This window comes from Lacticaseibacillus sp. 22, assembly GCF_055413445.1.
On record NZ_JBVAYD010000008.1, the window covers coordinates 58,596 to 84,542 of the forward strand.

Annotated in this window: 22 protein-coding genes; 20 read left to right on the forward strand and 2 right to left on the reverse strand. The window is 46.9% G+C overall.

The genetic code is table 11. The features are described 5' to 3' along the window. The first annotated feature begins 9 nt into the window (after positions 1 to 9). From ACWP87_RS05745 to phoU, 9 genes are all read left to right on the forward strand, one after another. Entirely contained in the window at positions 10 to 1,107 is a 1,098-nt protein-coding gene (locus ACWP87_RS05745) for a PDZ domain-containing protein (RefSeq protein WP_014569360.1), read from the forward strand. After that, positions 1,104 to 1,808, forward strand: a complete 705-nt coding sequence (locus tag ACWP87_RS05750; protein ID WP_005688690.1) for a response regulator transcription factor — start codon at positions 1,104 to 1,106, stop codon at positions 1,806 to 1,808. Before ACWP87_RS05745 ends, ACWP87_RS05750 begins: the two co-directional genes overlap by 4 nt. Continuing rightward, complete coding sequence (pnpS, locus tag ACWP87_RS05755; protein ID WP_014569361.1) at positions 1,801 to 3,468, forward strand: two-component system histidine kinase PnpS; 1,668 nt, start codon at positions 1,801 to 1,803, stop codon at positions 3,466 to 3,468. Before ACWP87_RS05750 ends, pnpS begins: the two co-directional genes overlap by 8 nt. A gap of 89 nt (positions 3,469 to 3,557) precedes the next feature. After that, on the forward strand, positions 3,558 to 4,424 hold the full coding sequence (locus tag ACWP87_RS05760) for a phosphate ABC transporter substrate-binding protein PstS family protein (protein ID WP_005684496.1): 867 nt from the start codon (positions 3,558 to 3,560) through the stop codon (positions 4,422 to 4,424). A 147-nt stretch (positions 4,425 to 4,571) separates the two neighbouring features. Then, positions 4,572 to 5,495 (forward strand): phosphate ABC transporter permease subunit PstC, encoded by a 924-nt coding sequence (gene pstC / locus ACWP87_RS05765; protein ID WP_005684497.1) that lies wholly within the window; start codon positions 4,572 to 4,574, stop codon positions 5,493 to 5,495. Further along, a complete protein-coding gene (gene pstA, locus ACWP87_RS05770; RefSeq protein ID WP_005684499.1) occupies positions 5,492 to 6,376 on the forward strand; it encodes a phosphate ABC transporter permease PstA in 885 nt (294 codons plus the stop codon). Before pstC ends, pstA begins: the two co-directional genes overlap by 4 nt. Before the next feature lie 70 nt (positions 6,377 to 6,446). Continuing rightward, positions 6,447 to 7,265 (forward strand): phosphate ABC transporter ATP-binding protein PstB, encoded by an 819-nt coding sequence (gene pstB, locus ACWP87_RS05775; protein WP_005713669.1) that lies wholly within the window; start codon positions 6,447 to 6,449, stop codon positions 7,263 to 7,265. A gap of 9 nt (positions 7,266 to 7,274) precedes the next feature. Beyond that, positions 7,275 to 8,039 (forward strand): phosphate ABC transporter ATP-binding protein PstB, encoded by a 765-nt coding sequence (pstB, locus tag ACWP87_RS05780; protein WP_005684501.1) that lies wholly within the window; start codon positions 7,275 to 7,277, stop codon positions 8,037 to 8,039. 10 nt (positions 8,040 to 8,049) lie between these two features. Continuing rightward, positions 8,050 to 8,727, forward strand: coding sequence for a phosphate signaling complex protein PhoU (gene phoU / locus ACWP87_RS05785; RefSeq protein WP_005684502.1), 678 nt, complete (start codon positions 8,050 to 8,052; stop codon positions 8,725 to 8,727). Between the two features lie 253 nt (positions 8,728 to 8,980). Here the strand turns inward: phoU and ACWP87_RS05790 are convergent, their stop codons facing one another. Both ACWP87_RS05790 and ACWP87_RS05795 read right to left on the reverse strand, forming a co-directional pair. After that, positions 8,981 to 9,859 (reverse strand): IS3 family transposase, encoded by an 879-nt coding sequence (locus ACWP87_RS05790; protein ID WP_048653158.1) that lies wholly within the window; start codon positions 9,857 to 9,859, stop codon positions 8,981 to 8,983. Next, a complete protein-coding gene (locus ACWP87_RS05795) occupies positions 9,856 to 10,584 on the reverse strand; it encodes a helix-turn-helix domain-containing protein (protein WP_014569363.1) in 729 nt (242 codons plus the stop codon). The genes ACWP87_RS05790 and ACWP87_RS05795 overlap by 4 nt, the downstream gene beginning before the upstream one ends. Positions 10,585 to 11,152: 568 nt before the next feature. Between ACWP87_RS05795 and liaX the strand changes: the two genes are divergently transcribed. From liaX to uvrA, 11 genes are all read left to right on the forward strand, one after another. Beyond that, on the forward strand, positions 11,153 to 12,643 hold the full coding sequence (gene liaX, locus ACWP87_RS05800) for a daptomycin-sensing surface protein LiaX (protein WP_014569364.1): 1,491 nt from the start codon (positions 11,153 to 11,155) through the stop codon (positions 12,641 to 12,643). 11 nt (positions 12,644 to 12,654) lie between these two features. After that, positions 12,655 to 12,915 (forward strand): hypothetical protein, encoded by a 261-nt coding sequence (locus ACWP87_RS05805; RefSeq protein WP_005688700.1) that lies wholly within the window; start codon positions 12,655 to 12,657, stop codon positions 12,913 to 12,915. 2 nt (positions 12,916 to 12,917) lie between these two features. Then, the gene (locus ACWP87_RS05810) at positions 12,918 to 13,253 is read left to right on the forward strand and encodes a phage holin family protein (RefSeq protein ID WP_005684507.1); all 336 of its coding nucleotides are present in this window, start codon (positions 12,918 to 12,920) and stop codon (positions 13,251 to 13,253) included. Positions 13,254 to 13,519: 266 nt separating this feature from the next. After that, on the forward strand, positions 13,520 to 14,479 hold the full coding sequence (gene hprK / locus ACWP87_RS05815) for an HPr(Ser) kinase/phosphatase (protein WP_005684508.1): 960 nt from the start codon (positions 13,520 to 13,522) through the stop codon (positions 14,477 to 14,479). Between the two features lies 1 nt (position 14,480). Next, a complete protein-coding gene (lgt, locus tag ACWP87_RS05820; protein WP_014569365.1) occupies positions 14,481 to 15,308 on the forward strand; it encodes a prolipoprotein diacylglyceryl transferase in 828 nt (275 codons plus the stop codon). Positions 15,309 to 15,318: 10 nt separating this feature from the next. Continuing rightward, entirely contained in the window at positions 15,319 to 16,374 is a 1,056-nt protein-coding gene (locus tag ACWP87_RS05825) for an NAD(P)H-dependent glycerol-3-phosphate dehydrogenase (RefSeq protein ID WP_014569366.1), read from the forward strand. A gap of 65 nt (positions 16,375 to 16,439) precedes the next feature. Continuing rightward, positions 16,440 to 17,387: a thioredoxin-disulfide reductase gene (gene trxB, locus ACWP87_RS05830; protein WP_005684511.1), complete on the forward strand. Its 948-nt coding sequence runs from the start codon at positions 16,440 to 16,442 to the stop codon at positions 17,385 to 17,387. Positions 17,388 to 17,638: 251 nt separating this feature from the next. Continuing rightward, positions 17,639 to 19,366: a phospho-sugar mutase gene (locus tag ACWP87_RS05835; RefSeq protein ID WP_014569367.1), complete on the forward strand. Its 1,728-nt coding sequence runs from the start codon at positions 17,639 to 17,641 to the stop codon at positions 19,364 to 19,366. 459 nt (positions 19,367 to 19,825) lie between these two features. Then, positions 19,826 to 20,473: a YfbR-like 5'-deoxynucleotidase gene (locus ACWP87_RS05840; RefSeq protein WP_014569368.1), complete on the forward strand. Its 648-nt coding sequence runs from the start codon at positions 19,826 to 19,828 to the stop codon at positions 20,471 to 20,473. Between the two features lie 270 nt (positions 20,474 to 20,743). Next, positions 20,744 to 22,759 carry an excinuclease ABC subunit UvrB gene (gene uvrB / locus ACWP87_RS05845; protein ID WP_005688715.1) on the forward strand — a complete coding sequence of 672 codons (2,016 nt, stop codon included), beginning with the start codon at positions 20,744 to 20,746 and terminating at the stop codon, positions 22,757 to 22,759. A gap of 180 nt (positions 22,760 to 22,939) precedes the next feature. Then, positions 22,940 to 25,834, forward strand: a complete 2,895-nt coding sequence (uvrA, locus tag ACWP87_RS05850) for an excinuclease ABC subunit UvrA (protein WP_014569369.1) — start codon at positions 22,940 to 22,942, stop codon at positions 25,832 to 25,834. Positions 25,835 to 25,947 lie beyond the last annotated feature (113 nt).

Genomic DNA, 25,947 nt, shown 5'->3' on the forward strand with positions numbered 1-25,947 from the left:
GGGTTACCGATGGCAGTGATCATTGCCTTACTTATCAGCCCGATTGGTGCCGTATTCTGGCTTGCTTTAGGGTTGACGATTTTGTATGCGGTTAGCCGGACAAGCCGCGAACGCCATCAGTACTTGCGGGCGATTCATCCCCAACATAGCGAAATTGCCCCATTCTTTTGGGTCGGTATTTTGCTAGGCATCGTTATCTCGGCACTGATGTTGGTTGCGCGCTTACAAGTTAGTTTGCCCGCATTATTAGCATTAAGTGGCTCAACGCTGGTCGGGCTAATCTTTTCTGGCTGGCGGTTCAGTCCATGGTGGCTAGGATTAGCGGGCTTAGTTGAATTGCTGCGGCCGACAACGAGCCAAATGAGTGCTGATTTAGCCGTTTTAGTTGGTGTGCTGTGGTTAGCACAAGCTTTGATCGCGCGGTTAAATCGGGGCGCTCAAATTGAGTCCCCGGTTATTTTGCAGGATCGACGTCAACGTCAACAGGTTGCGTTTCGATTGCGACAGTTTTACTGGGTGCCTTTGTTCTTACCGGTGAGTGTTGATCAAGTTGCGGGATTGCCGCTCTTATCAATCGCAACGGATACTTTTGTTGCGGTTGGACTTCCACTGGTCTTAGGCGCGGCATTTACCACGCAGCGTGATCGTGTTCAACCGTATTTGCGCCGAAGTTGGCCATGGTTTGCAGTTGCCGGTGGCGGTTTGATCGTCTTTGGACTGGTGGGTCGGATCCTTACCATGCCTGCGATGACAATTGCCTTAGTACCTGTGTTGGTGAGTTTGATACTCGGTGCCGGCTTAGTTTGGCAAGCACATCAAGTACATTTAAACGTGACACAAACCAATCACGGGGTGGTTGTCATCGGGGTTGTCCCACAGACACCAGCCGCACAAATGGATTTGCAGCCGGGTGATCGGGTCTTGACCTGCAATCATATTGCCGTCAACAATGCCGCTGAACTTTATAACGCAATTCAAAAGGAACCCACTTATTGCCGCTTACGGCTTCAACAGGCAGATGGCGAGATACGGCTAGCCGAAACCGCAATTTTTGCCGGTGCACCCCATGAACTTGGTATGATTTTATTCCCGGAGGAGACAGCATGAAGAAGATCTTGATTGTTGATGATGAACCAGCCATCTTAACCTTGCTGCAATACAATTTAGAGGCTGAACACTATCAGGTTGAAACGGCAACGGATGGTCAGGAGGCTTTAGACAAAGTACGTAGCGAGCCGTTTGACTTTATTATTCTCGATCTCATGTTGCCGAGTTTGAGTGGACTGGATGTCACCCGTAAGATTCGTGAAGAAAAGATTCAAACGCCAATCATGATTCTGACGGCCAAAGACAACGAAACCGATAAGATCGTCGGACTTGAACTTGGTGCGGATGATTATGTGACCAAACCGTTTTCGCCGCGGGAAATTATTGCCCGAATTAAAGCCATCGAACGGCGTAGTCAAAGTCAACCACAAGCGCCACTTCCTGGTAATGCCAATCAAATTACGGTCGGTCAAATTACGATTGATCCTGAAAATTATAAAGCTAGCAAAGCCGGACACCGACTCCAATTGACCCCTAAGGAATTTGAACTATTGGTTTATTTTGCTCAACGAGTTGGCAAAACGCTATCACGCGATGCTTTGCTCAATGGGGTTTGGGGCTTCGATTACCCGGCGGAAACACGGATGGTCGATATTCAGGTCAGTCATTTGCGGGATAAAATCGAAACAGATCCTAAACATCCGGATTACTTAAAGACGGTGCGGGGATTCGGTTATCAAATGGAGGCGCCACATGAATAAACGGATTTTACGCCGTGTACTGGTTATTAGTCTGCTCTCGTTAGCAGGCTTTTTTGTACTCGTCACGACGGTCAATCAACAAATCGTACATCAGCAGGCACGCGATTTGAGGCGCGTAGCCAGAACCTATGCAGCCTCTGCTAAGGATGGCGTTGATCCGCAAGCGCTGGCAAAGTCCGAAGCCGCTTTTATTACGGTTGTTCCGGATAATCCCAAAACCACCCGACAAAAAGTGATGGCCGATGCCTTACGTGGCAATCATCGCGAACCATTTGTGACAACGGTTAATGTTCTTGGGCGAGCTGAACAGGCATATCTGTTTCGTCACCGGGGACACTGGGTTGCCGTTAGTCGCTATAAGTCCAGCGTTTGGACAACGGCGCCTGAGCAATTTTGGATTTTGACGCTGACATTTGCGGTCCTGATTGCTTTAATTCTGGCTTGGCTTTTTCGCTCGGAGCATCAGTATCAAGAAGCCATTCGGGTCATGAGCCACAACTTGGATCGGATTCGCCAGAAAAAAGAGCCCGAGCCTGTGATTCTGCCGCCACAGTCGCCGTTTACGCCTGTGGCACGGCGAATTAATGCCTTAGCTGCGGAACAAACCCATTTACGTGAGAAAGTCGCAGTACGGCAGTCCAGTTTTGATCGTCTGATTGATAATTTGCCACTAGGCGTCATGTTGATTGATACCAATAAGGATGTCATTTTGCATAATCATGCCATGTCCCAGCTTTTGGGCCATCAGATTCCGCAGCCGCGGCACAATTATCTGGACGATGTTAAGACTTATGCGTTGGCCCGGATGATTGAGCACACTTTTCGCCATGAAAAGACTCATCATCAGGAGTTGACCGTCCTGGCAACCCAAAAGTCGGTTGATGCCAGTGTCATTCCTTTAAACCAAGGAACTAGTCGTCTCCAGGTGTTGGTTATTTTGTACGATGTCACGTATTTGCGCCAAGTCGAGAAAATGCAGCTCGATTTTGTTGGCAATGTGAGTCATGAGCTAAAGACGCCGGTGACTGCTATTTCCGGGTTTGCCGAGACACTATTAAGCGGGGCTAAAAATGATCCGGCGACGCTAGATAAGTTTTTGAAGATTATTTTCGATGAAAGTAAGCGACTGACCCAGCTCATCAATGATATTCTAACGTTGAGCCGGCCCGAATCGAATCAAACGGTGCAGGCACAAGTACCACTTAAGAAGTTAGTCGACGATGCATTGCGTAATTTAGCTAAAGTGATTAAAGACAAGCAGATTCGGGTGGAGGTGGCAATTGCACCAGACTTACAGGTTGTGACCGATGAGCGCAAGTTAACTCAGATTGTGCGGAATCTTTTGAACAATGCCGTGTTTTATAATCGATTAGCCGGACATGTGACGATCACGGCCCAAGTAGTCGAAGGGCACTTGTCATTGGCGGTCGCTGATACCGGTATTGGGATTCCCGAGACAGAGCAGGCACGGATTTTTGAACGCTTCTATCGGGTTGATAAAGCGCGCAGTCGTCACAATGGCGGTACTGGTTTGGGTCTTGCAATCGTTAGTGAGCTGGTGAAAAGTATGGATGGTCAGGTTGCCGTTTCGAGTCAAGTCGGGGTTGGATCGACCTTTACCGTGACATTGCCGGTCAGCAAGCGCCAGCAGCAAGATTGATGAGATATTTACAGAACCTTTACATTCAACGACATGAACATTTACACGCAACTGTTAAGATGATTGGAGCTTGAAATGGAGGATTTCGTGTGAAAAAAATTGTGACCCTGTTTTCGATCGTATTTTTGGCGCTGTTAGCAAGTGCATGTGGCAGCAGTCATAGTTCGAAACAGTCGGGTGAATCAATCACCGCAGTTGGATCAAGTGCCTTGCAGCCTTTGGTTGAAGCGGCGGGCGAACAATATCAGACGGAACATCTCGGCGTGTTTATCAACGTCCAAGGTGGCGGGAGCGGTACCGGATTAAGCCAGATCCAGCAAGGGGCGGTTGATATCGGTAATTCGGATCTTTTTGCTGAAGAAAAACCGGGCATTAAAGCCAACGCCTTGGTGGACCATAAAGTGGCTGTTGTCGGGATTGCGCCGATTGTTAATCCCAAAGTCGGTGTGAAAAATGTGTCGATGACGCAGTTGCAACAGATCTTTCTGGGTCAGATCACCAACTGGAAACAGTTAGGTGGCAAGAATGTGCCGATTGTCCTTGTCAACCGCGCACAAGGTTCGGGGACCCGCGCGACTTTTGAAAAATGGGCGCTTGAAGGCAAGCAACCGATTGCCGCTCAGGAACAGGATTCCACCGGGATGGTGCGACAAATCGTTGGCAGTACGCCAGGGGCAATTTCTTACGTTGCCTTTTCTTACGTTGATAAAACCGTCCGCAGCTTGTCTGTAGACGGCGTTGCACCAACTGATAGTAACGTGGCAACGAATCGCTGGCATATCTGGTCGTACGAACATATGTATACAAAAGGTCGGCCAAGTGGTTTGACCAAACGATTTTTGACTTACATGATGTCACCGGCCATTCAGAAGAAACTGGTCCAAAAAATGGGCTACATTCCGATGACTAAAATGAAAGTGGTGCGTAATGCCAGTGGCCAGATTAGTCGTCCGTAAACGAGTCCAGCGTCTAAAAGCTTTTTCGGCTTACGAATTGATGAAGCAAGTCAGTGTGGGCAGTTAGGTTCAGGCAACCTAGCAGATCAATGAAGGCAGATGCGGCCAGGACGATGGCTAGTTGCGGTGAGGTTTTAGGAGGTTATGATGGATCCAATTCGAGAAGCGATGCTAAAAAAATCGCGCTCATCAAAGTTAGAGCGACGCGGCAAAACGATCAGTCTGATTTGTATCAGTCTGATTGTACTTGTAGTGGTGGCAATATTTTTCTTTGTCGCCTCAAAAGGATTAGCAACATTCTTTCAAAATAAGATTAATTTATGGTCGTTTTTGAGTAAGAGTGTGTGGAACCCATCAATTAAAGATGCCCATGGAAATCCGGAAGTTGGCGCTTTACCGATGATTGTCGGGTCTTTCGGCGTGACTTTTTTATCGGCAATCGTTGCAACGCCATTTGCAGTTGGCGCAGGCATTTTCATGACCGAGATTTCCCACAAGTGGGGGCAAAAAGTGCTACAGCCGGTTATTGAGCTGCTCGTCGGGATTCCATCTGTGGTTTATGGCTTCATCGGCTTGTCCGTCATTGTACCTTTCATTCGCCATATCTTTGGCGGTACTGGCTTTGGGATCTTAGCCGGGACTTTTGTTTTGTTTGTCATGATCCTGCCGACTGTAACATCCATGACCGTCGATGCGTTAAAAGCTGTCCCGCGCCATTATCGCGAGGCTTCGTTGGCGCTAGGTGCTACTCGGTGGCAGACGACTTATCGCGTGGTGCTGCGTGCGGCAATTCCCGGCATTTTGACCGGTATTGTTTTTGGGATGGCGCGCGCTTTTGGTGAAGCGTTGGCGGTTCAAATGGTCATTGGGAATGCGGCTTTGTTGCCAAAGAACCTTGTTTCGCCAGCTTCGACGTTGACTTCTGTTTTGACGAGCGGGATTGGTAATACAGTCATGGGTTCGCTGGAAAATAACGCTTTATGGTCTTTGGCATTGCTGCTGTTGCTGATGTCATTAGCCTTTAACCTGTTGATTCGTTGGATCGGGAAGAAAGGGGAGCTGAACAAATGAATCCAAAAGTTGTTGATAAAATTGCCACAACGGTTCTGTACATTGTTTCAGGGATTATCATTGTTATTTTGGCCAGTCTCCTCGGGTACATTCTTTTTAAAGGGGTACCGCATATTTCCTGGCATTTTCTCACGAGTCCAGCACAAAGCTTTGAAGCTGGAGGCGGCATTGGTATTCAATTGTTCAATTCGTTTTATCTTTTAGTCCTTGCGATGCTGATTTCAACACCGATTTCGTTAGGGGCAGGCATTTACCTCAGCGAGTATGCCAAAAAGAATTGGTTGACGGATGTTATTCGGACTTCGATTGAAATTCTAAGTTCCTTACCGTCTGTGGTTGTTGGACTGTTCGGTTTTCTGATTTTCGTTTTACAATTCAAATTCGGGTTCTCGATTTTATCCGGGGCCTTGGCATTGACCGTCTTCAACCTCCCGTTGCTGACGCGAAATGTTGAAGATTCATTACGCGGCGTTGGCTTTGAACAGCGTGAGGCCGGCTTAGCGCTTGGCCTATCGCGCTGGGAGACGGTTTTACATGTTGTCATCCCTGAGGCATTGCCGGGGATTATTACCGGGATGATTCTAGGTGCCGGACGGGTTTTTGGCGAGGCGGCGGCGCTAATTTACACTGCTGGTCAAAGTGCCCCGGCGCTGGATTTCACCAACTGGAATCCGGCTAACATTGCGAGTCCCTTAAATCCATTTCGACCGGCCGAAACGTTGGCGGTGCATATTTGGAAAATCAACTCTGAAGGCATTCAACCTGATGCCGTTGCTGTTTCTGCCGGAGCTAGTGCCGTACTTGTGATCGCCGTTTTGGTCTTCAACGTTGGCGCCCGCTATTTAGGCAATCGACTATTTAAAAAGATGACGGCGGCTTAAACGGGTTAGGCTTCTAGTATCAATGAGGCTTACCCGGTATGATAATCGCGATAATACGTGGAGGCAGAGGATGCAAGAACTGGAAAAGTATTCATTAGATGACACTTATATTCGACCATTTGATCGCGAAAAGCAGGAAATTGCGCTTGAAACGGAAGATCTGCATGTCTTTTATGGTGATAATGAAGCCATTCATGGCGTTTCGCTGCCGTTTGAACGCTATAAAATCACTGCATTGATCGGTTCAAGTGGCTCCGGGAAGTCGACATACTTGCGCTCACTCAATCGAATGAACGATAATATTGAAAGTGCGCGAGTCACCGGTAAAATCATGTACCGGAATATTGACATCAATAGTGATGCGGTCGATGTTTATGAGATGCGCAAACACATTGGAATGGTATTTCAACGGCCTAATCCATTTGCCAAGTCGATTTACGACAATATTGCTTTTGCACTGCGTCGGTTTGGTATCAAGGACAAAAAGAAACTGGACGAAATTGTTGAAACCAGTTTGAAACAGGCTGCCTTGTGGGATCAAGTTAAAGACGATCTTAATCAAAGCGGTATGTCGCTTTCCGGTGGCCAGGCACAACGGTTATGCATTGCACGGGCGATTGCCATGAAACCGGATATTTTACTTTTGGATGAGCCGGCCAGTGCCTTGGATCCGATTTCGACATCGGCAGTTGAAGATACCTTGTTGTCATTAAAAGATAAGTATACGATTATCATCGTGACGCATAACATGCAACAGGCGGCCCGGATTAGTGACTACACGGCGTTCTTTTATAGTGGAGCAGCGCTTGAGTATGATGAAACCCGTAAAATCTTCACGCGTCCCAAGATTAAAGCAACCAACGATTATGTTTCCGGACATTTCGGCTAGGAGGTTCCCATGGCTGAAGCACAAAAAATCATTACAAGTTCAGATGTTCATCTTTTTTATGGTAAGTTTGAAGCGCTAAAAGGGATTAATCTGGATTTTAACGAACATGAGATCACAGCTTTAATCGGACCTTCTGGCTGTGGTAAGTCTACGTATTTACGAACGTTGAATCGGATGAATGATCTGATTCCGGGAGTGACGATTACAGGAACCATCAGTTTACGCGGTCAGAATATCTATGCGCCTAGTGAAGATGTGGTTCAATTACGTAAGCAAGTGGGCATGGTCTTCCAACAACCCAATCCGTTTCCTTTCTCCATTTACGAAAACGTGATTTATGGATTGCGTTTGGCAGGGGTTAAAGATAAAAGCATTTTGGATGAAGCGGTGGAAACCAGTCTCAAGCAGGCCGCCATCTGGGATGAAGTGAAGGATCATCTGCATGACAGTGCATTATCGCTTTCAGGTGGCCAACAGCAGCGGGTTTGCATCGCGCGGGTATTGGCAGTCAAACCTGATGTTGTTTTGTTAGACGAGCCGACGAGTGCCTTGGATCCGATTTCCAGCACGCAAATCGAAAACATGTTACTCGAGTTGCGTGATCAATACACGATCATTCTGGTGACGCATAGCATGCATCAAGCATCCCGAATTTCCGATAAAACCGCCTTTTTCCTGACAGGCAACCTGATCGAATTCGCTGACACGAAACAAATGTTTTTAAATCCAAAAGAAAAGGAAACCGAAGACTATATCACTGGACGCTTCGGCTAGGAGGGGTAGTATGCGACGACTTTTTGTTGACGAATTGAACGATCTTCATGTACGTTTTTCGGAAATGGGAATGATGGTTAATGAGGCCATCTATAAGTCCGTGAAAGCCTTCATCAATCATGACAAGGCTTTAGCCCGCGAAGTGATCCACGAAGACAAACACATTAACGAGCGTGAAGTTGATTTGGAAAAACGCAGCTTCGAATTGATTGCCTTGCAGCAGCCGGTGACGACCGATCTTCGGGTGATTGTCACGGTGATGAAGGCAAGTTCCGATCTGGAGCGGATGGGGGATCATGCCGTTTCAATTGCTAAGTCTACTATTCGAGTTAAAGGTGAAACCCGGGTACCGCAAATCGAAGCTGATATTGCCGGGATGGCAGACGCGGTAAAAGAGATGGTTGAACAGGTGCTGGATGCCTATGTGAAGGAAGATTCAGCCCGTGCACGTAAAATTGCCTTGGAAGATCACGGTATCAATGACTTTTCATCGCGGATTTACAAAGAGTGTATCCGCCAGATGCAGGAAAACCCCGAAACCGTTGTCGGATCAATGGACTATATGCTGGTTTCGTCCTATCTTGAACGAATCGGCGACTATGTAACCAACATTTGTGAATGGATTGTCTACTTAAAGACCGGTAAGATTACCGAATTAAACTCAAACGCAATTGAAGACAAGTTCTAGATCCTGGAGACTTTTTTGAACGAGGCTGGGGCATCATTCATTGTTTCAAAATATAAGCGTACCATTTCTCGATTTTTTAAGAAATGGTACGCTTTTTGGCTTCTTCATATTAGTATAAATGAGCTTTAACGATTCCAGTGCCAAAGCGGAGCAATCGTAGGCTAGATGGGGCTCAGCCGTGGAACAACACAGCGACCGGTTTTTGTCGCGGGGCTGCTTCGCGTCAAGTAGACAAGTCAAATAATTAAAATTGCTATGCGATTTCTTTCACGGCATGATTCCGATATTCCAGCGGAGTCATGCCGTTTAGTGTTTCCTGACGTCGTTTATTGTTGTACCAATCAACGCAGCGCTGAATCAATTGCACCATCTCTAACTCTGACAGAGCATGTTCGAACCTGAAGAATTCTGTCTTCATGTGGCTCCAGAAGCTTTCCATTGGACTATTGTCACCTGGGGTGCCTGGTCGAGACATACTGTGGGTGATCCCCAGCCCGACCAATTTCATATTGTAGCCCCGTGACGTATAGGCAGAGCCTTGATCACTGTGCAGTATATCGGGTTTGAGTCTACCAGTATTCTTCAGTGCGGCCTCAACCGTATTGGTGACCAATAGAGTCGTTTCTGTTGGTGATACGCGCCAAGCCACGATACTGTGATCGAACAAGTCCTTAACGGCACTTAGACGCAGTCTATACTGCATTCGATCACCATAGGTCAACTCACTACAGTCTGTCACCCAAACCATGTTCGGACGCTCTGGAGAGAAGTCATGACCAGCATCGTTAGTCAGTAACTTATTGGCAAAGCAGTATTCTTTTTTCTCGGCTTTTCGATCCCGTTTAGCAACACGAATGGCGGCCACGATATGATTTTTATGCATGATGTTTCTGACCCGGGTCGCACCGACATGGAATCGTGTCTCGCGGTTGATATAAATTACTAATCGACGGACGCCAAAGATGTAGTGATTATCTTCTTCCAAAGACTTGATATACTGAGCAATTTCTTTGTTTTCCTGGGCGTGGACCGATGGCTTACGGTTGCGCCATTTATAGAAAGCAGCTCTTGAAATCTCTAAAAATTGACAGGCAAAGCTGATGCCATAAGGCTGCTTAGTATCGAGATTTATTTCTTTGGCGAGCGCCTCCACGGTACGATATTTTTCTTCTGTTGGGCATCCATCCTTTCGATTTCCTGGAGTTTTTTTAATATGGCGGCCTCCGTTGAGACGTATTTAAGCCGGGCCTTGAGTCGTTTGATCTCTAGGTCCTTCTTTTCCATTTCAGTCAGCTGTCCGTTGTCTTCCTTGTCTTTACCACGGCGATCAAGCAACGCGTCTGGTCCGCCCTGTACATATTTCTTGACCCACGAATAAACCTGACCATAAGAGACCTTGAAGCGTTTGGTGGCTTCAATGTAATTTTTATTGTTGGCAATCGTCCATTCGGCTATCTCAATGCGTTCAGCTTGGCTTGTGTCCCGACCGTCTTTCACGGGTGTACCCCTCCTGTTAGTGGTGGCTAAAGATTTACCACTAGTATACAGGGAAACCCATTGATAAATCACACCATGGTTAGGAATACCGTACTGTCGTGCAAGAGCAGGGGATGAAGCTTTTCTTTCGAGAAAAGCCTTAATCACTTCTAGCTTGAACTCTTCCGTGTAGCGCGTATGAGAATCTCTGGGCTTTAGGCCCGCTTCCCCCTCCGCTTCATATCTGTCAACCCATTGGGTGATCTGAGCATGGTCGATGCCATACTTCTTTTGGACTGCTCCAGCAGTCATCCCTCCTGCAACAAGACCAATGTAAAAGAGCTTCTCCTTCAATGTGTAACGTGAACCTTTTCGGCCCATAAGAAAACTCCTTCCAAGTAAACGGGTTTTAATTATTTACCTGTCTACCTTAGAAGGAGTATACCCCGCTGATGTTGTTAGGCGACTTGGAGACTGCCGGGGCTTGCAGGCTCCAAGCGCCGTCTCCGCTCTAGCTTCGCGTCGCCACCCCATCTGGCCGGAGATTGCGTAGTTTGGCACGGCCCGGAATTACTTGAGTTACTTTCTCAGTCATAGTATTCGGATTTTAGTGCGCATCACATCCTGAGATAGAATTATGCCTCAGTCCCTTGGCTTATTCATATGAGTACAAATGAGCCTTGACGATTGCGGCGTTTGGCGCGACACGGGACTATTTGACTTATTTTCTAGCGATGATATTCGAATTTGGTGAGTAGCGAATTCTGAAATGGAGTGATGTCACACCCTCGTTCATTCCACCTTTTTAGAAAGCAGTGAGGTGTCGAGATGATCACTAAGTTGCGCGTGTCCGCCTTACGACCTGTTTAAAAATCAACCTTTGGACCTATGCGCCTTGGCCAAATTCCGTGCATACTAATCATGTAATCAAATCCTGGAGGGATAACCCATGAATGAACGCGAAAGAATTTTAGACCTCGTTAAAAAAGGCGTCATTTCAAGCGAAGAGGCGCTGGTGCTTTTGGAAAACCTCGCAAAACAGCAAGGTACGCAAGCCGGCAGCCCGGCCGATGATACTGCTCCCGAAGCTCATTCGGAACAGACCGAAACCGATGATCAATCAACGCAGGAACAACAAGAAGCTAATAAAGATACGGATGCTGCATTGACAGAGCTTAACACCGAAATTGCCGAAGCCGCTGGTGCCTTGGATGCTGCGACGGCGCAAGTGACAAGCATCGGTAAGCAAATTGAAGCGAATAACGAACAAATTATTGTTTTAGACACAATGGAAGATCTCGAAGCACTTTCCCCGGAAAAATATCAAAAGCGCGGGGAATTGAAGCAAGAGAATCAGAAACTTAACGATCAGTTAGCCGAGCTAAAGGGACAGGTTGAAACCATGAAGGCCAACCTGGCAACGTTGCGGCGTCAAAAGCATGATCTTGAACGCCAAAAGATCAGTGACAAAATCTTCAACGATGACTGGCAAAAAGATGCTCGTGATGTCTTTTCGGAGTTTGGCAAGAATATCGGGGATGCCACGTCACAACTAGGCGGTTTCGTTAAGGACACTGTCAACAATGTCCTGGATAATGTTGACTGGAAGAATGTTACTGTAACGGTTCCCGGGTTGGCGACTGAAAAATTTGAACATGTTTTCAAGTTTCCAGACAGTCAGGCGACGATTCTGGATGTCAAAGTGGCCAACGGTGATGTGAAGTTTAAGACTTGGGATCAGCCGGGAATTCAAGTCGAAGCAGCGATTAAGTTATACGGAAAGATGGATGCCGATTCACCGTTTGAAGCTTTTAAAGATCGTAGCCGCATTGATGTTACCGACGATCATTTTAGCTTCCAGGTGCCAAATAAGCGCGTCCAGGCTGATCTGGTCATTTCGTTGCCAAAGCGCACTTACGACCACGTGTCAGTTCGTTTGTTGAATGGCAGTGCGGATTTAACCGGTGTGAATGGTAAAGACTTTTATGTTAAGAGCACCAATGGGCAAATGAATTTTACCAATGTGGACGGTGTGATGATTGAAAGCGAAGGCGTCAATGGATCGATTAAGGTTCAAGGCAGCCATACCCATGACTTATTGTTGACGACTGTTAACGGTGATGTTTCAGTCGATGCCGATCCGGCAACAGCAGCATTAAAGACGGTCAATGGGACGGTTCGAGCCACTTATCACACGGACTTTACCAAAATTGAAGGGACTTCCATGAATGGCAATGTGAAAGTGGCGGTTCCGGCATCTATTGCACTGAAAGGTGAAGCCCGTACCCATTTTGGCAGCATTAAGAGCCGACTTAGCAACGTTGCGGAGCCAGCCAAAGGACTCAAGCGTTTTGAGTTAGACCGGCCCGGAACCGGCAACAGCGAGTTGAAACTCAATACAACAAGTGGCAACATTCAATTAAAAGATTCAAATGACTGAGGGGATCGCTTATGCCTTTTCTAATAATTCCAATTATGTTCTTCATCGTTGGCCTGGTACTGGTGGCCGTGTTTGCAATCGGTATTTTCTTGCTAAAACTGTTAATCGTTCCCGCCTTGTTAGTGGTGTTAGCGGTTTGGCTGTTCTCACGCCATGATCATGAGAAACGGCAAGGTCCGCGCCACCCTTATCGTGATCAGAGCACGTCTCGTCCGCGAAAAAACGCAACGCATGTGACCGAATCACGTGATGATGATTGGAGCGATTTCTAATCATGAACTTCATCAAACGCGCAGTTATAACGACAGCTGTCTTCCTGATTTATGCGCAGGTGTTTCCTGGTCAGTTGTTCGTTGCGAGCTTTGGTGTTGCCGTTGTCGGGGCACTCGTTTTAGGGGTTCTCAATGGCTTGTTGCGGCCGATTCTGGTCGTTTTGTCCATTCCGATTACGATTTTGACACTAGGGTTGTTTCTGATTGTGCTCAATGGGCTGATGTTAAGTATGATGACATGGTTCGTTCCCGGAATTGTTTTCAGCAGTTTCGGGTCAACGATGGTACTTGCCATCATCATATCCGTTTTGAATATGATCTTTGTCGGCAAGCATTAAGTCAGTTTAACGATAAAAGAGTACGTCACGAGATTAGCGTTATGTAAAAATAAATCGGTCTTAAAGATGTTTCCTGTCTTTAAGGTCGATTTTATTTTGTCTAAAAGATTGGGTAGTGGATAAGTGCGTGGAAAATGCCCATTTTCACCATTGACATATTAAACGCCATCGTTTCAGAATTAGGCGAATGTTTTGGGGCGAGCTGCTATGAGGGCTGGCGAGTTATGGTAAAATAAAGCAAATACGGCGAAAGAAAGGTGGACTTCATGGCAGACAGCGTGACAGTACGGCAACTTGTCAAAGCGACAAAGCTTGAGGTATACAGCGGCTCGGAATATCTTGATGCCCGGCAAGTCGTTTTGAGTGATATTTCGCGTCCCGGCCTTGAGTTAACGGGTTACTTTAATTATTATCCACATGAACGGATTCAACTTTTCGGGCGGACGGAGATTTCATTTGCTCGTAATATGTCTTCAGAAGAGCGTTTATTAATTCTGAAACGGATGGCAACAGAAGATACACCGGCTTTTCTGGTTTCGCGAGGATTGCAGCCACCGGCAGAAATGATCACGGCAGCCACTGCCGCACATATTCCGGTATTAGGATCACGGTTGCCGACCACCAGGCTGTCAAGCTTGATCACCGAATACTTAGACAGCCAACTAGCTGAACGTCGCAGCATGCATGGCGTCTTGGTTGATATTTACGGTCTGGGCGTGCTCATTACTGGCGATTCCGGGGTGGGAAAATCCGAAACAGCCTTGGAATTGGTTCAGCGTGGTCATCGGCTCATTGCTGATGATCGGGTGGATGTTTATCAGCAAGATGAACAAACGGTTGTCGGAGCTGCACCGCCGATTTTATCCCACTTGTTGGAGATTCGCGGATTGGGTATCATTGATGTCATGAATCTCTTTGGTGCCGGTGCGGTTCGTGAAGACACCACCATTTCGCTGATTGTGCACTTGGAGAATTGGACACCAGACAAAACCTTCGATCGCCTGGGCTCTGGCGAACAGACGCAAATGATCTTTGACGTGCCGGTTCCCAAAATTACGATTCCGGTCAAGGTTGGTCGTAACTTAGCCATTATCATCGAAGTGGCCGCGATGAATTTCCGCGCCAAATCGATGGGCTATGATGCCACTAAAACATTTGAAAAGAATTTAAATCATCTGATCGAACATAACGAAGCGAACGACCAGAAGAGTTCGGAGGAAAAATAACTTGTTATTAACACTCAATCCAATTGCTTTTCAGTTGGGTGGGCTGGAAGTTCACTGGTACGGGATTATTATCGCCAGTGCCGTTTTACTGGCGGTTTATCTGGCAATGAAGGAAGCACCAAAACGCGGTATTAAAGAAGATCATATTTTAAATCTGATTTTATGGGCGTTGCCATTTGCGTTAATCGGTGCACGCCTTTATTACGTTGCTTTTGAATGGTCTTATTACGCGGCTCATCCAAGTGAAATCATCGCAATTTGGCATGGCGGGATTGCCATATACGGCGCTTTGATTGCCAGTGTGATTGTTTTTGCGATTTATTGTCGCGTCAAATGGCTGCCGGTTTGGCTGGTGTTGGATATTGCGGCGCCAACCGTGATGTTAGCCCAGGCAATTGGCCGGTGGGGTAATTTCATGAATCAAGAAGCCCATGGTGCCATCACCAGTTTGGCTTACTTGCGTGGCTTGCACCTGCCAGAATTCATTATTCAACAAATGAATATCGGTGGTGCTTATCGCCAGCCAACCTTCTTATACGAAAGCATGTGGAATCTCGTTGGTTTTGCTTTAATTATGACGGTTCGCCATCACCAACACTGGTTTAAGCAAGGGGAAATCGTCTTGGGTTATGTCATGTGGTATAGTTTTGGACGGTTCTTTGTTGAAGGCATGCGGACGGATTCGTTATATGTCATACCAGGCTTGCGTGTTTCCCAGCTTTTGTCGATTGTTTTATTCGTGGTGGCGGCCGGGCTCATCTGGTATCGACGGCGGCGTGGCGATGTCGCGTGGTACTTAGACGGTAATCCACTGCAGGCGGTTGAATAGGAGTGATTTTGTGCCGACAAAAATAGCGGTTTTAGGAGCGGGCTCATGGGGAACCGTGTTAGCCAATTTGTTAACGGAAAATGGCCACGAAGTCGATTTATGGAGTCATAATCCTAAACAGGTTGCGACCATGCGAGAAACCCGCAAAAATGAACATTATTTAGGTGCAGAATTTACCTTACATGATGCGCTGCATGTCACGGCTGATTTAGGCCAAGCATTAGATCAAGCCAATGTGATTCTTTTCGTTGTGCCTACCAATGCGATTCGCAGTGTTGCCGAACAGATTAGACCCATTCTGCAGGCTCATCGTGGTCGTGGTGAACAGCCGATTATTGTTCATGCAGCCAAGGGATTGGAACGCGGCAGTGAGCTGCGGATTTCACAAGTCTTAGCTGATGTCCTTCCTAAAGAACTCATTCAAGGCATCGTGGTGATTTCGGGTCCAAGTCATGCCGAAGATGTAGCGACTCATGATATCACAACGCTGACAGCAGCATCGGCAGACTTATCACTGGCAAAAAAAGTCCAGCGGTTATTCATGAATGACTATTTTCGGTTGTACACCAATACTGACGTGATCGGAGTTGAAATCGGAGCCGCTTTAAAAAACGTTATCGCAATCGGGGCTGGCGCGTTGCATGGTCTCGGATATGGCGATAATACGAAAGCTGCTTTAATGACTCGCGGCCTGGCAGAGATCAGTCGGGTTGGGGTCAAGTTAGGCGCAGACCCGTTGACGTTCATCGGTTTATCCGGCGTCGGTGATTTGATCGTCACCTGTACATCGGTTCACAGTCGTAATTGGCGTGCCGGTAATGCCCTTGGCCAAGGTGAGAAACTTCCCGATGTGTTGAAAAATATGGGCATGGTGGTTGAAGGTGTTTCAACCACCAAAGTTGCCCACCACATGGCAAGTGAGTTGGGTGTCGATATGCCGATCACCGATGCGATTTATCAGGTTTTGTATGAAGACGCGCCGATTCGAACGGTGATTACCGATCTCATGAAGCGAACCGGCAAACCTGAATTTGATTTTGATAATGCCAGTTTACAAAAACCATAAAACCCTGTATATTAGAACATGTAGCTTACTATTTGTAAGCAATAAGGCAAAAGGAGAGACAGCCCATGGCAAAAAAATATGATGTAATCGTGATCGGTGCCGGACCAGGGGGCATGACAGCAGCACTTTATGCTTCCCGAGCCAACTTATCAGTGTTAATGCTTGATCGCGGCGTCTATGGCGGTCAGATGAACAATACCGCCGAAGTAGAAAACTATCCGGGTTACAAGTCTATCCTTGGGCCTGATCTTGGCCAGAAGATGTACGATGGTGCAACTCAATTTGGTGCCGAATATGCGTACGGCAACGTGATCAGTGTCCAAAATCACGGCGCTACCAAGTTGGTCAAAACCGATGAAGACGAGTTTGAAGCTAAAGCGATTGTCATTGCGACTGGCGCTGAACACAAAAAACTCGGTGTACCCGGCGAAGAAGCCTTCAGTGGCCGAGGGGTATCGTACTGCGCGGTCTGCGATGGTGCGTTCTTTAAGGATCGTGAACTTGCAGTCATTGGCGGCGGCGACTCGGCCATTGAAGAAGGACTTTATTTGACGCAGATGGCCAAAAAGGTCACCGTCATTCATCGTCGTGACCAATTACGGGCACAACAAATCATTCAAAAGCGAGCCTTTGCAAACGACAAGATGCATTTTGTCTGGAATGCCCAGGTTCAGGAAATCCAAGGCGACGATATGAAAGTTACCGGCGTCAAATATCGTGATAAAGAAACCGGTGAGGAACATGTTTTGCCAGTTGCCGGTGTCTTCATTTACGTCGGCATCATGCCAATGACCGAGCCATTCCAGGATCTGGGAATTCTGGACGATCATGGCTGGATTCCAACGGATGAACACATGCGAACCAAGGTGCCTGGCATCTTTGCGATCGGCGATGTTCGCGCCAAAGATTTACGGCAGATTACCACTGCTGTCGGAGAAGGCGGCACCGCTGGCCAAGGCGTCTTCAATTATATTCAGAGTTTGAATGATACCAGTGTTGAAGTAAAAGCCTAAGTTTTGACGAGTCTTTTAAGACCATTCACCAATTGAATTTGATCAAGGAACGGTTCTGGCAGACACGAAAATCTGTTAGGACCGTTTTTGCTTTTAAAAATACCACGCTATTGCGAATATGATGGCAAAAATCGTAAAAGAATTTTCTTATTTGAGCGCGTTTTCAACCCAGCGTTGGTCACTTATAGTATGATTGGACAGGGAAGGGTAGTACCCGAAATTATCAATTTAGACAGATAGGAGCTGATCACGTGAGTTATCGTGATACGTATCAACAATGGGTAGATGAACCAACGCTTGATCCAGAGCTAAAAGCTGACCTTAAGAAAATGGCAGACGATGAAACAACCAAAGAAGAAGCGTTTGCGGAACCAATGGCATTTGGGACTGCCGGCATGCGCGGTGTGCTTGGTGCCGGGATCGGCCGCATGAATATTTATACCGTCCGGCAGGCGACTGAAGGCTTGGCACGGTTTATGGATACCTTGACTGACGAAACTAAGGCTCGGGGTGTTGCTATTAGTTACGATTCTCGGTACATGAGTCAGGAATTTGCCTACCAAAGCGCAGGCGTTCTCGGCGCTCATGGCATTAAGAGTTACGTCTTTGATCAACTGCGGCCAACACCGGAGCTGAGTTTTGCTGTCCGTCACCTGAAGACATATGCCGGAATTATGATCACGGCTAGTCATAACCCGAAACAATACAATGGCTATAAGATTTATGGCCCTGATGGCGGTCAAATGCCACCGGAAGAGTCTGACAAGATTACCAAGTATGCCCGGTCGGCTGATGATCTTTTTGCCATCAAGGCCTTGAATGTTCATGAGTTGCGGGCTAAGGATTTGATGCAGCCAATTGGTGAAGATGTCGATGAAGCGTATTATGCTGAAGTCGCAACGGTTACGATTAATCATGATTTGATCAACAAGGTTGGCAAGAACATGTCGCTGGTTTATAGCCCGTTACATGGTACCGGTCGGATTCCGGCACAAATGGTCTTGCGTAATGCCGGATTTGAAAACTTCCGGTTGGTTGCGAAACAAAGTGTTGCTGATCCGGAATTTGCCACAACCCCATTCCCAAATCCTGAGTTTGCCCAAGTCTTTGATTTGCCAATTGAACTCGGCAAGAAAATTGGTGCCGATGTCCTGATTGCCACTGATCCCGATGCTGATCGGCTGGGAACTGCGGTTAAAGTTGGCGATCACTATCAGTTGTTGACCGGTAATCAAATTGCGTCTGTGCTATTGCATTATATTCTTGAAGCACGTAAACAAGCCGGAACCTTGCCAAAGAACGGTGCGGTCGTTAAGTCGATTGTTTCCACTGAGTTGGCAACGGCTATTGCCAAAGATTATGGCGTGGACATGATCAATGTGCTCACCGGCTTCAAGTTTATCGGTGATCAGATCAAACATTTCCAGGCGACTGGCGAACATGAATTCCTGTTTGGCTTTGAAGAAAGCTATGGCTACCTGATCAAACCGTTTGTGCGTGATAAGGATGCCATTCAGTCAACTGTTTTGCTAGCCGAAGTAGCTGCTTACTACCAGTCACAAGGAAAGACACTTTGGGATGGCGTTCAGGAACTGTACAAGAAGTATGGCTACTACGCTGAAAAGACCGTTGGCGTTGATTTTGAAGGCGTTGATGGGCCTAAGCAGATGGCTAATCTGATGACTAAATTCCGTGAAGAACAGCCAGATGATTTTGCTGGCGTTAAGATCGCGAAAGTTGAAGATTTCCTGAGCCAAGAAGCTAAGTCTGCAGATGGCACAGTTGAAAAGCTGACGATGCCATCCAGCAATGTGCTGAAGTATATTTTGGCTGATGGTACCTGGATTGCAATTCGGCCATCTGGTACAGAGCCGAAAGTGAAGTTCTACGTTGGCACCAAAGCCGATACGGATGCAAAGGCGCAAGAAAAGCTTGATGCCTTTGAGAAAGCTTTGGATGCTTTTCGTAAGGAAGCTTAGATGAACGATTCGCGTGGTCAGCGGTTGCTGTTGTGCTAGTGAATGCAATGTGATAATCGCGGATAAAAGTGTATTTTAACCGATCGATCCTAAAGGGAAGCCTTTGGGGTCTATTTTTGATTTGTCTTAAATGCAGTAGCCGTGACAATAAAGATAGCGCCAGGGCTAGAAGTATACGGGAAAGTGAGCGTTTCCGGTTTCCGTTGCTGATTTCTTTTTCTGGGGGGGTCGTTGTGGCTGGTCTAGCGCTTTGATCAATGTTCTTCGCATTCATTTTTGGGATATTGGCTGATACCCTGGAGTGGAAAATGTTTCAGGGCTCTAATTGGTTCTAACAGCGCCGGTTCACGCTCTCTTTTTGTGAATTTTCTTGCAATGGCTTCTTGATGGTGGTAGTCTTTTAACAATTTAAGTAAATTTCACGATCAGACACGACAACTATCAGGAGGTCATTTCGAAATGGGCATGCACCAATTTATCCAAGGACTGAGCAATCTGGAAACACTGCGGCGGGCACCGGGCTTTTTCAAGTATCAGGAGCATTCGGTGGCGGCTCACAGTTTCAAGGTGGCGGAGATCGCGCAGATGTTGGGCGATGTTGAGGAGTTAGCTGGAAACAAGGTTAATTGGCAGATGCTCTATGAGAAGTCACTCAATCATGATTATACCGAGCGCTTCATCGGTGATATTAAGACGCCAGTGAAATATGCAACCCCAACGTTACGGCAAATGTTGGCTGACGTTGAGGCTACCATGACGGAAAACTTCATCAAAAATGAAATTCCACGCGACTTTCAGGATCGTTATCGTCGGCGGTTATCTGAAGGCAAAGACGAAACGCTCGAAGGTCAGATCCTGAGCGTTGCGGATAAGATTGATTTACTGTATGAAGGTTTTGGGGAAATCGAAAAAGGCAATCCGGAGCAGGTTTTTCTCGATATCTATTCGGAAAGTTTAAGTACTATTTTGCAGTTCAAGAATCGTCCGAGTGTTCGCTACTTTCTTGATGAAGTATTACCGGATATGCTGGATGAGAAGTTCGCCAGTCGGGATCAACTGGCTAAATTGACTAAAGAAACCATGGCAGAACATGAGACTGGCAAGTAGCGAAAGTATGTTCGCTATGTTATAATATGCAGGATGAAAGTTGGGATGCGTTTCTTATCGGTTCCAACTTTTTTAATGAGAAGGTTTTAGTGTGGTTGTGAGCTTTGCGTTGGCCGGTTAGCGCTCGCCATAACGCGTTCACCGGGCCAGAAACCTGCACATAAGGACCTTGGTCGCAATGACCAAACACCGGTCATTACGCCCAAGGCCGCTTATGCTCCGGTTTCTAACCGGGCTGGCTCACGCTCACTTTTCTTTGGAGGTACATCGATGATTGAACGAATTGCTGATCGTAAATTTGATTTGGTTTCGCCTTATAAGCCAGCCGGGGACCAGCCCCAGGCGATTGCTAAGCTGACTAAGGGGTTTGAAGAAGGTAAAAAGGCGCAAATTCTGTTAGGTGCAACCGGGACCGGGAAGACGTTTACGATGAGCAATATCATCGCCAACTTGAACAAACCGACTTTGATTTTATCGCATAATAAAACGTTGGCTGGTCAGCTGTATGGTGAGTTTAAGGAGTTTTTCCCACATAACGCGGTTGAGTACTTCGTGTCTTATTACGATTATTACCAACCTGAAGCCTATGTGCCTAGCACGGACACTTATATTGAAAAAGACAGTGCCATTAATGATGAGATTGATAAATTGCGGCATAGCGCTACCAGTGCGTTGCTTGAGCGTAATGACGTGATTGTCGTTGCTTCGGTATCTTCTATCTTTGGTTTGGGTGATCCGCATGAATATAAGAACCATGTGTTATCGTTGCGGACTGGGATGACCATTGACCGAAATACGTTGTTGCGGCAATTAGTAGATATTCAGTTTGATCGTAACGATATTGATTTTCAACGCGGTCGTTTTCGGGTACGGGGAGATGTGGTGGAAATTTTCCCAGCCAGTCGTGATGATCACGCCATCCGCGTTGAATTTTTCGGTGATGAAATTGATCGGATTACCGAAGTCGATGCTTTGACGGGTGAAGTGATTGGTACGCGAGATCATGTTGCCATTTTCCCGGCCACTCATTTCATGACGAGCGATGAACAGATGGAACGCGCAATTAAGAGTATTTCTGCAGAACTCGAGGATCGCTTAAAAGTCTTGCGCGGTGAAAATAAGCTTCTAGAAGCCCAACGATTAGAGCAGCGTACTAATTATGATATTGAAATGATGCGCGAAATGGGCTTCACCAGTGGGATTGAAAATTACTCGCGCCACATGGATGGTCGGAAACCCGGAGAACCGCCGTATACGTTGCTCGACTTTTTCCCGAAAGACTTTACGATTATGGTTGATGAAAGTCACGTTACGATGCCACAGGTTAAAGGCATGTATAATGGCGATCGGGCCCGGAAACAGATGTTGATTAATTATGGGTTCCGTCTGCCAAGTGCCTTGGACAATCGACCTTTGAAGATTGATGAGTTTGAAAAACATGTCAAACGGATTCTTTATGTGAGCGCAACGCCAGGACCTTATGAACTGAGTCGCGTTCCTAAAGAAGATATTGCTGAACAGATTATTCGGCCGACCGGGTTGTTGGATCCTAAAATCGAAGTGCGTCCGGTGATGGGCCAGATTGATGATCTGGTTGGCGAGATCAACAAGCGGATTGATGCGCATGAACGAGTCTTCATCACAACGTTAACCAAGAAAATGGCGGAAGATTTAACCGACTATCTTAAGGATATGGGAATTAAAGTCCGTTATTTGCATAGTGACATTAAGACGCTTGAACGAACCCAGATTATTCGTGATTTGCGGCTAGGTAAGTTTGATGTATTGATCGGGATTAACCTTTTGCGTGAAGGGATTGATGTACCGGAAGTATCATTAATTGCGATTCTGGATGCCGATAAGGAAGGCTTCTTGCGGGCAGAGCGTTCGCTGATTCAGACGATTGGCCGGGCATCGCGTAATGAACATGGTAAAGTCATTATGTACGCTGACAAGGTCACGGATTCGATGAAAGCCGCGATTGATGAAACTCGGCGGCGACGGGCAATTCAAGAGAAGTTTAACGAAGAGCATCACATCCAACCCAAGACGATTATTAAACCGATCCGGGCGGCTATTTCAACCTATGAGCAATCGGATGACGAAAAAGCCGATGCCAAGAAGACTTTTGCAGAAGTTGATTACGAAGATATGAGTAAAGCAGATAAGAAAGAACTGGTTGCCAACCTCCGTTCACAGATGCAGGCGGCGGCCAAAAAGTTGGACTTTGAGCAGGCAGCTTCTTTGCGCGATACGATTTTGGAATTGCAAGCGGATATGTCTTGAGAATGAGGTGGACAGGACTTGCATGATGGCACCAACTCAGCCATGATTGCTATGAGCAGATCCGGCGATCATGGCTGTTTTCTTGCTTTCGAATTAGGCATAAGTGCTGAGGCATTTCTAGTTTGTATCCGCCAGTGCTACCAGTTGTCGGCATGTTTTAATTGAGGAGATCTTTTGTGAATGGCAAATGATAAAATTGTAATCCACGGGGCTCGGGCCCATAACTTAAAGAATATTGATGTGACGATTCCGCGCAATAAGCTTGTGGTCATGACGGGCCTTTCAGGTTCCGGTAAGTCGAGTCTGGCGTTTGATACGTTATATGCAGAAGGCCAGCGCCGTTATGTCGAAAGCTTATCTGCTTATGCACGCCAGTTTCTTGGTCAAATGGAGAAACCGGATGTTGATTCGATTGATGGTCTCAGTCCGGCAATTTCGATTGATCAAAAGACGACTTCCAAGAATCCACGCTCGACAGTTGGAACGGTCACTGAAATCAATGACTACTTGCGACTGTTGTGGGCGCGGGTCGGTCATCCGATTTGTCCTAACGATGGGACGCCGATTACCAGTCAAAGTGTTGAACAAATGGTGGACCGCGTCTTGGCTTTGCCGGAAAAGAGCCGCATTCAGATTCTGTCACCGATTGTGCGGCGGAAAAAAGGCAGCCATAAGAAAGTCTTTGCCAAAATTATGCGTGAAGGGTATGTCCGGATGCGCGTTGACGGTGAAGTCATGGATGCCACAGCGGACTATGAACTAGACAAAAACAAAGCCCATGATATTGATATCGTGATTGATCGGATTGTGGTGAAGCCAGAAGCCCGCAGTCGGTTATTTGACTCTTTTGAAGCGGCGTTGCGGCTTTCGGAAGGATACGCTAATGTTGACGTCATTGGTGGCGATACACTGCGTTTTTCGGAACATTTTGCCTGCCCGATTTGCGGGTTTACGATTGGTGAAATGGAGCCGCGGTTATTTTCGTTTAATGCGCCATTTGGAGCGTGCCCGGAATGTGACGGGCTGGGTGTGAAGTTGACTGTTGACATGGATCTGGTTGTACCGGATCCAAGTATGACTTTAGCTCAAGGTGCCATTGCCCCATGGAATCCGATTAGTTCGCAATATTACCCGGAACTGTTGGCACAAGCGGCAACTGCCTTTAAGGTGCGAATGGATGTACCGTTTAAAAAACTAACCAAGCGCGAACGGAATGTTGTTCTCAATGGCAGCGATGGCAAGCCATTCCACTTTCATTATGAAAATGACTTCGGCGGTGTTCGTGATGTTGATGTACCGTTTGAAGGCGTTTTGACCAACATTTCCCGGCGTTATGCCGAGACAAATAGTGACTTCACCCGGCAACAGATGCGCAGTTATATGACGGCCTTGCCTTGTCCGGTTTGTCATGGGAAACGGCTCAATCGACAGGCACTCGCGGTCAAGATCTCTGGACGTGACATCGCTGAAGTATCTGACTTGGCCATTAAGGATGCGCTGCCGTTTTTCAAGCAAATACATTTGAGCGAAGCCGAGACCGTGATTGCTCAGCCAATTGTCAAAGAAGTGGTGGATCGGTTAACTTTTCTTGTCAACGTGGGCCTCGGCTATTTGACCTTAAGTCGAAGCGCGGGGACGCTGTCAGGCGGTGAAGCGCAACGAATTCGATTGGCCACACAAATCGGTTCTAATCTAAGTGGTGTGATGTATGTGCTTGACGAGCCATCTATTGGGTTGCATCAGCGCGACAACGACCGTTTAATTGCCTCGCTGAAAAAAATGCGTGATTTAGGCAACACGCTAATCGTTGTGGAGCACGATGAAGACACGATGCGTGCAGCCGATTATCTAATTGATGTAGGTCCTGGCGCTGGTGAGCATGGTGGCCGAATCATGGCATCAGGAACCCCCAAGCAAGTCGCCCGCGTGCGTAAATCAATTACCGGCCAATATTTATCGGGTCGCAAGTTTATCCCGGTACCCTTAAAACGACGGCCGGGCAATGGCAAAGTGATTCGGCTGGAAGGTGCGTCTGATCACAACTTGAAGCATATCAATGTCGATTTTCCTTTAGGTAAGTTCATTGTTGTTTCCGGCGTCTCCGGATCAGGTAAATCGACGCTGGTTAATTCGATTTTGCGGCGGGCACTGGCGCAAAAGTTAAACCACAATTCCGAAAAACCCGGGCCATATGATAAGATTCTCGGCTATAAAAATATCGAGAAACTCATCAACATTGACCAGAGTCCGATTGGGCGTACACCGCGGAGTAATCCGGCAACGTATACCAGTGTTTTTGATGACATTCGCGGTTTGTTTGCGGAAACCAATGAAGCCAAGTTGCGGGGTTATAAAAAGGGACGGTTCAGCTTCAATATTAAAGGCGGACGCTGCGAGAATTGTAAAGGCGACGGCATCATCAAGATTGAAATGAACTTCCTGCCTGATGTTTATGTTCCGTGTGAAGTCTGTCATGGCAAACGATATAATTCCGAAACCCTGGAAGTCACTTACAAGGGCAAGAATATTGCTGAAGTTCTGGATATGACCGTTGAAGAAGCAACCGCATTCTTTAAAAACATTCCTAAGATTCGCCGTAAGTTACAGACGATTGTCGACGTCGGATTGGGTTATGTGAAGCTTGGTCAGAGCGCCACCACTTTATCCGGCGGGGAAGCACAGCGGATGAAGTTGGCAAGTGAATTGCAAAAACTATCAACGGGTAAAAATTTCTACATTCTCGATGAACCAACAACGGGGTTGCACACCGATGATATTAAGCGGTTGTTGGAGATCCTCGAACGGCTGGTGGATGAAGGTAACACAGTCTTGGTGATCGAGCATAATCTGGATGTCGTTAAAACGGCTGATTGGGTCATTGACCTAGGACCGGAAGGCGGAGATGGCGGTGGTCAAGTGATTGCTACCGGTACACCTGAAGAAGTTGCCGAGGTGGCTGACAGTTACACCGGCCAGTACCTTAAACCGGTTTTAATTCGTGATACCAAACGGACAAAAGAAGCCGCGGCCGGTTCGTCTAAGCAGGCAAAAGCGGCTAAAACATCGACGAAATAGCATCATAAATAGTCGCGTGAAAAGCGCGACTATTTATGTACATAACAAACGTTTGGCTTTCTTTGAGTTTGACGAAAAATTATCCACCGCGACTTCAAGCCGGAACTTTGGGG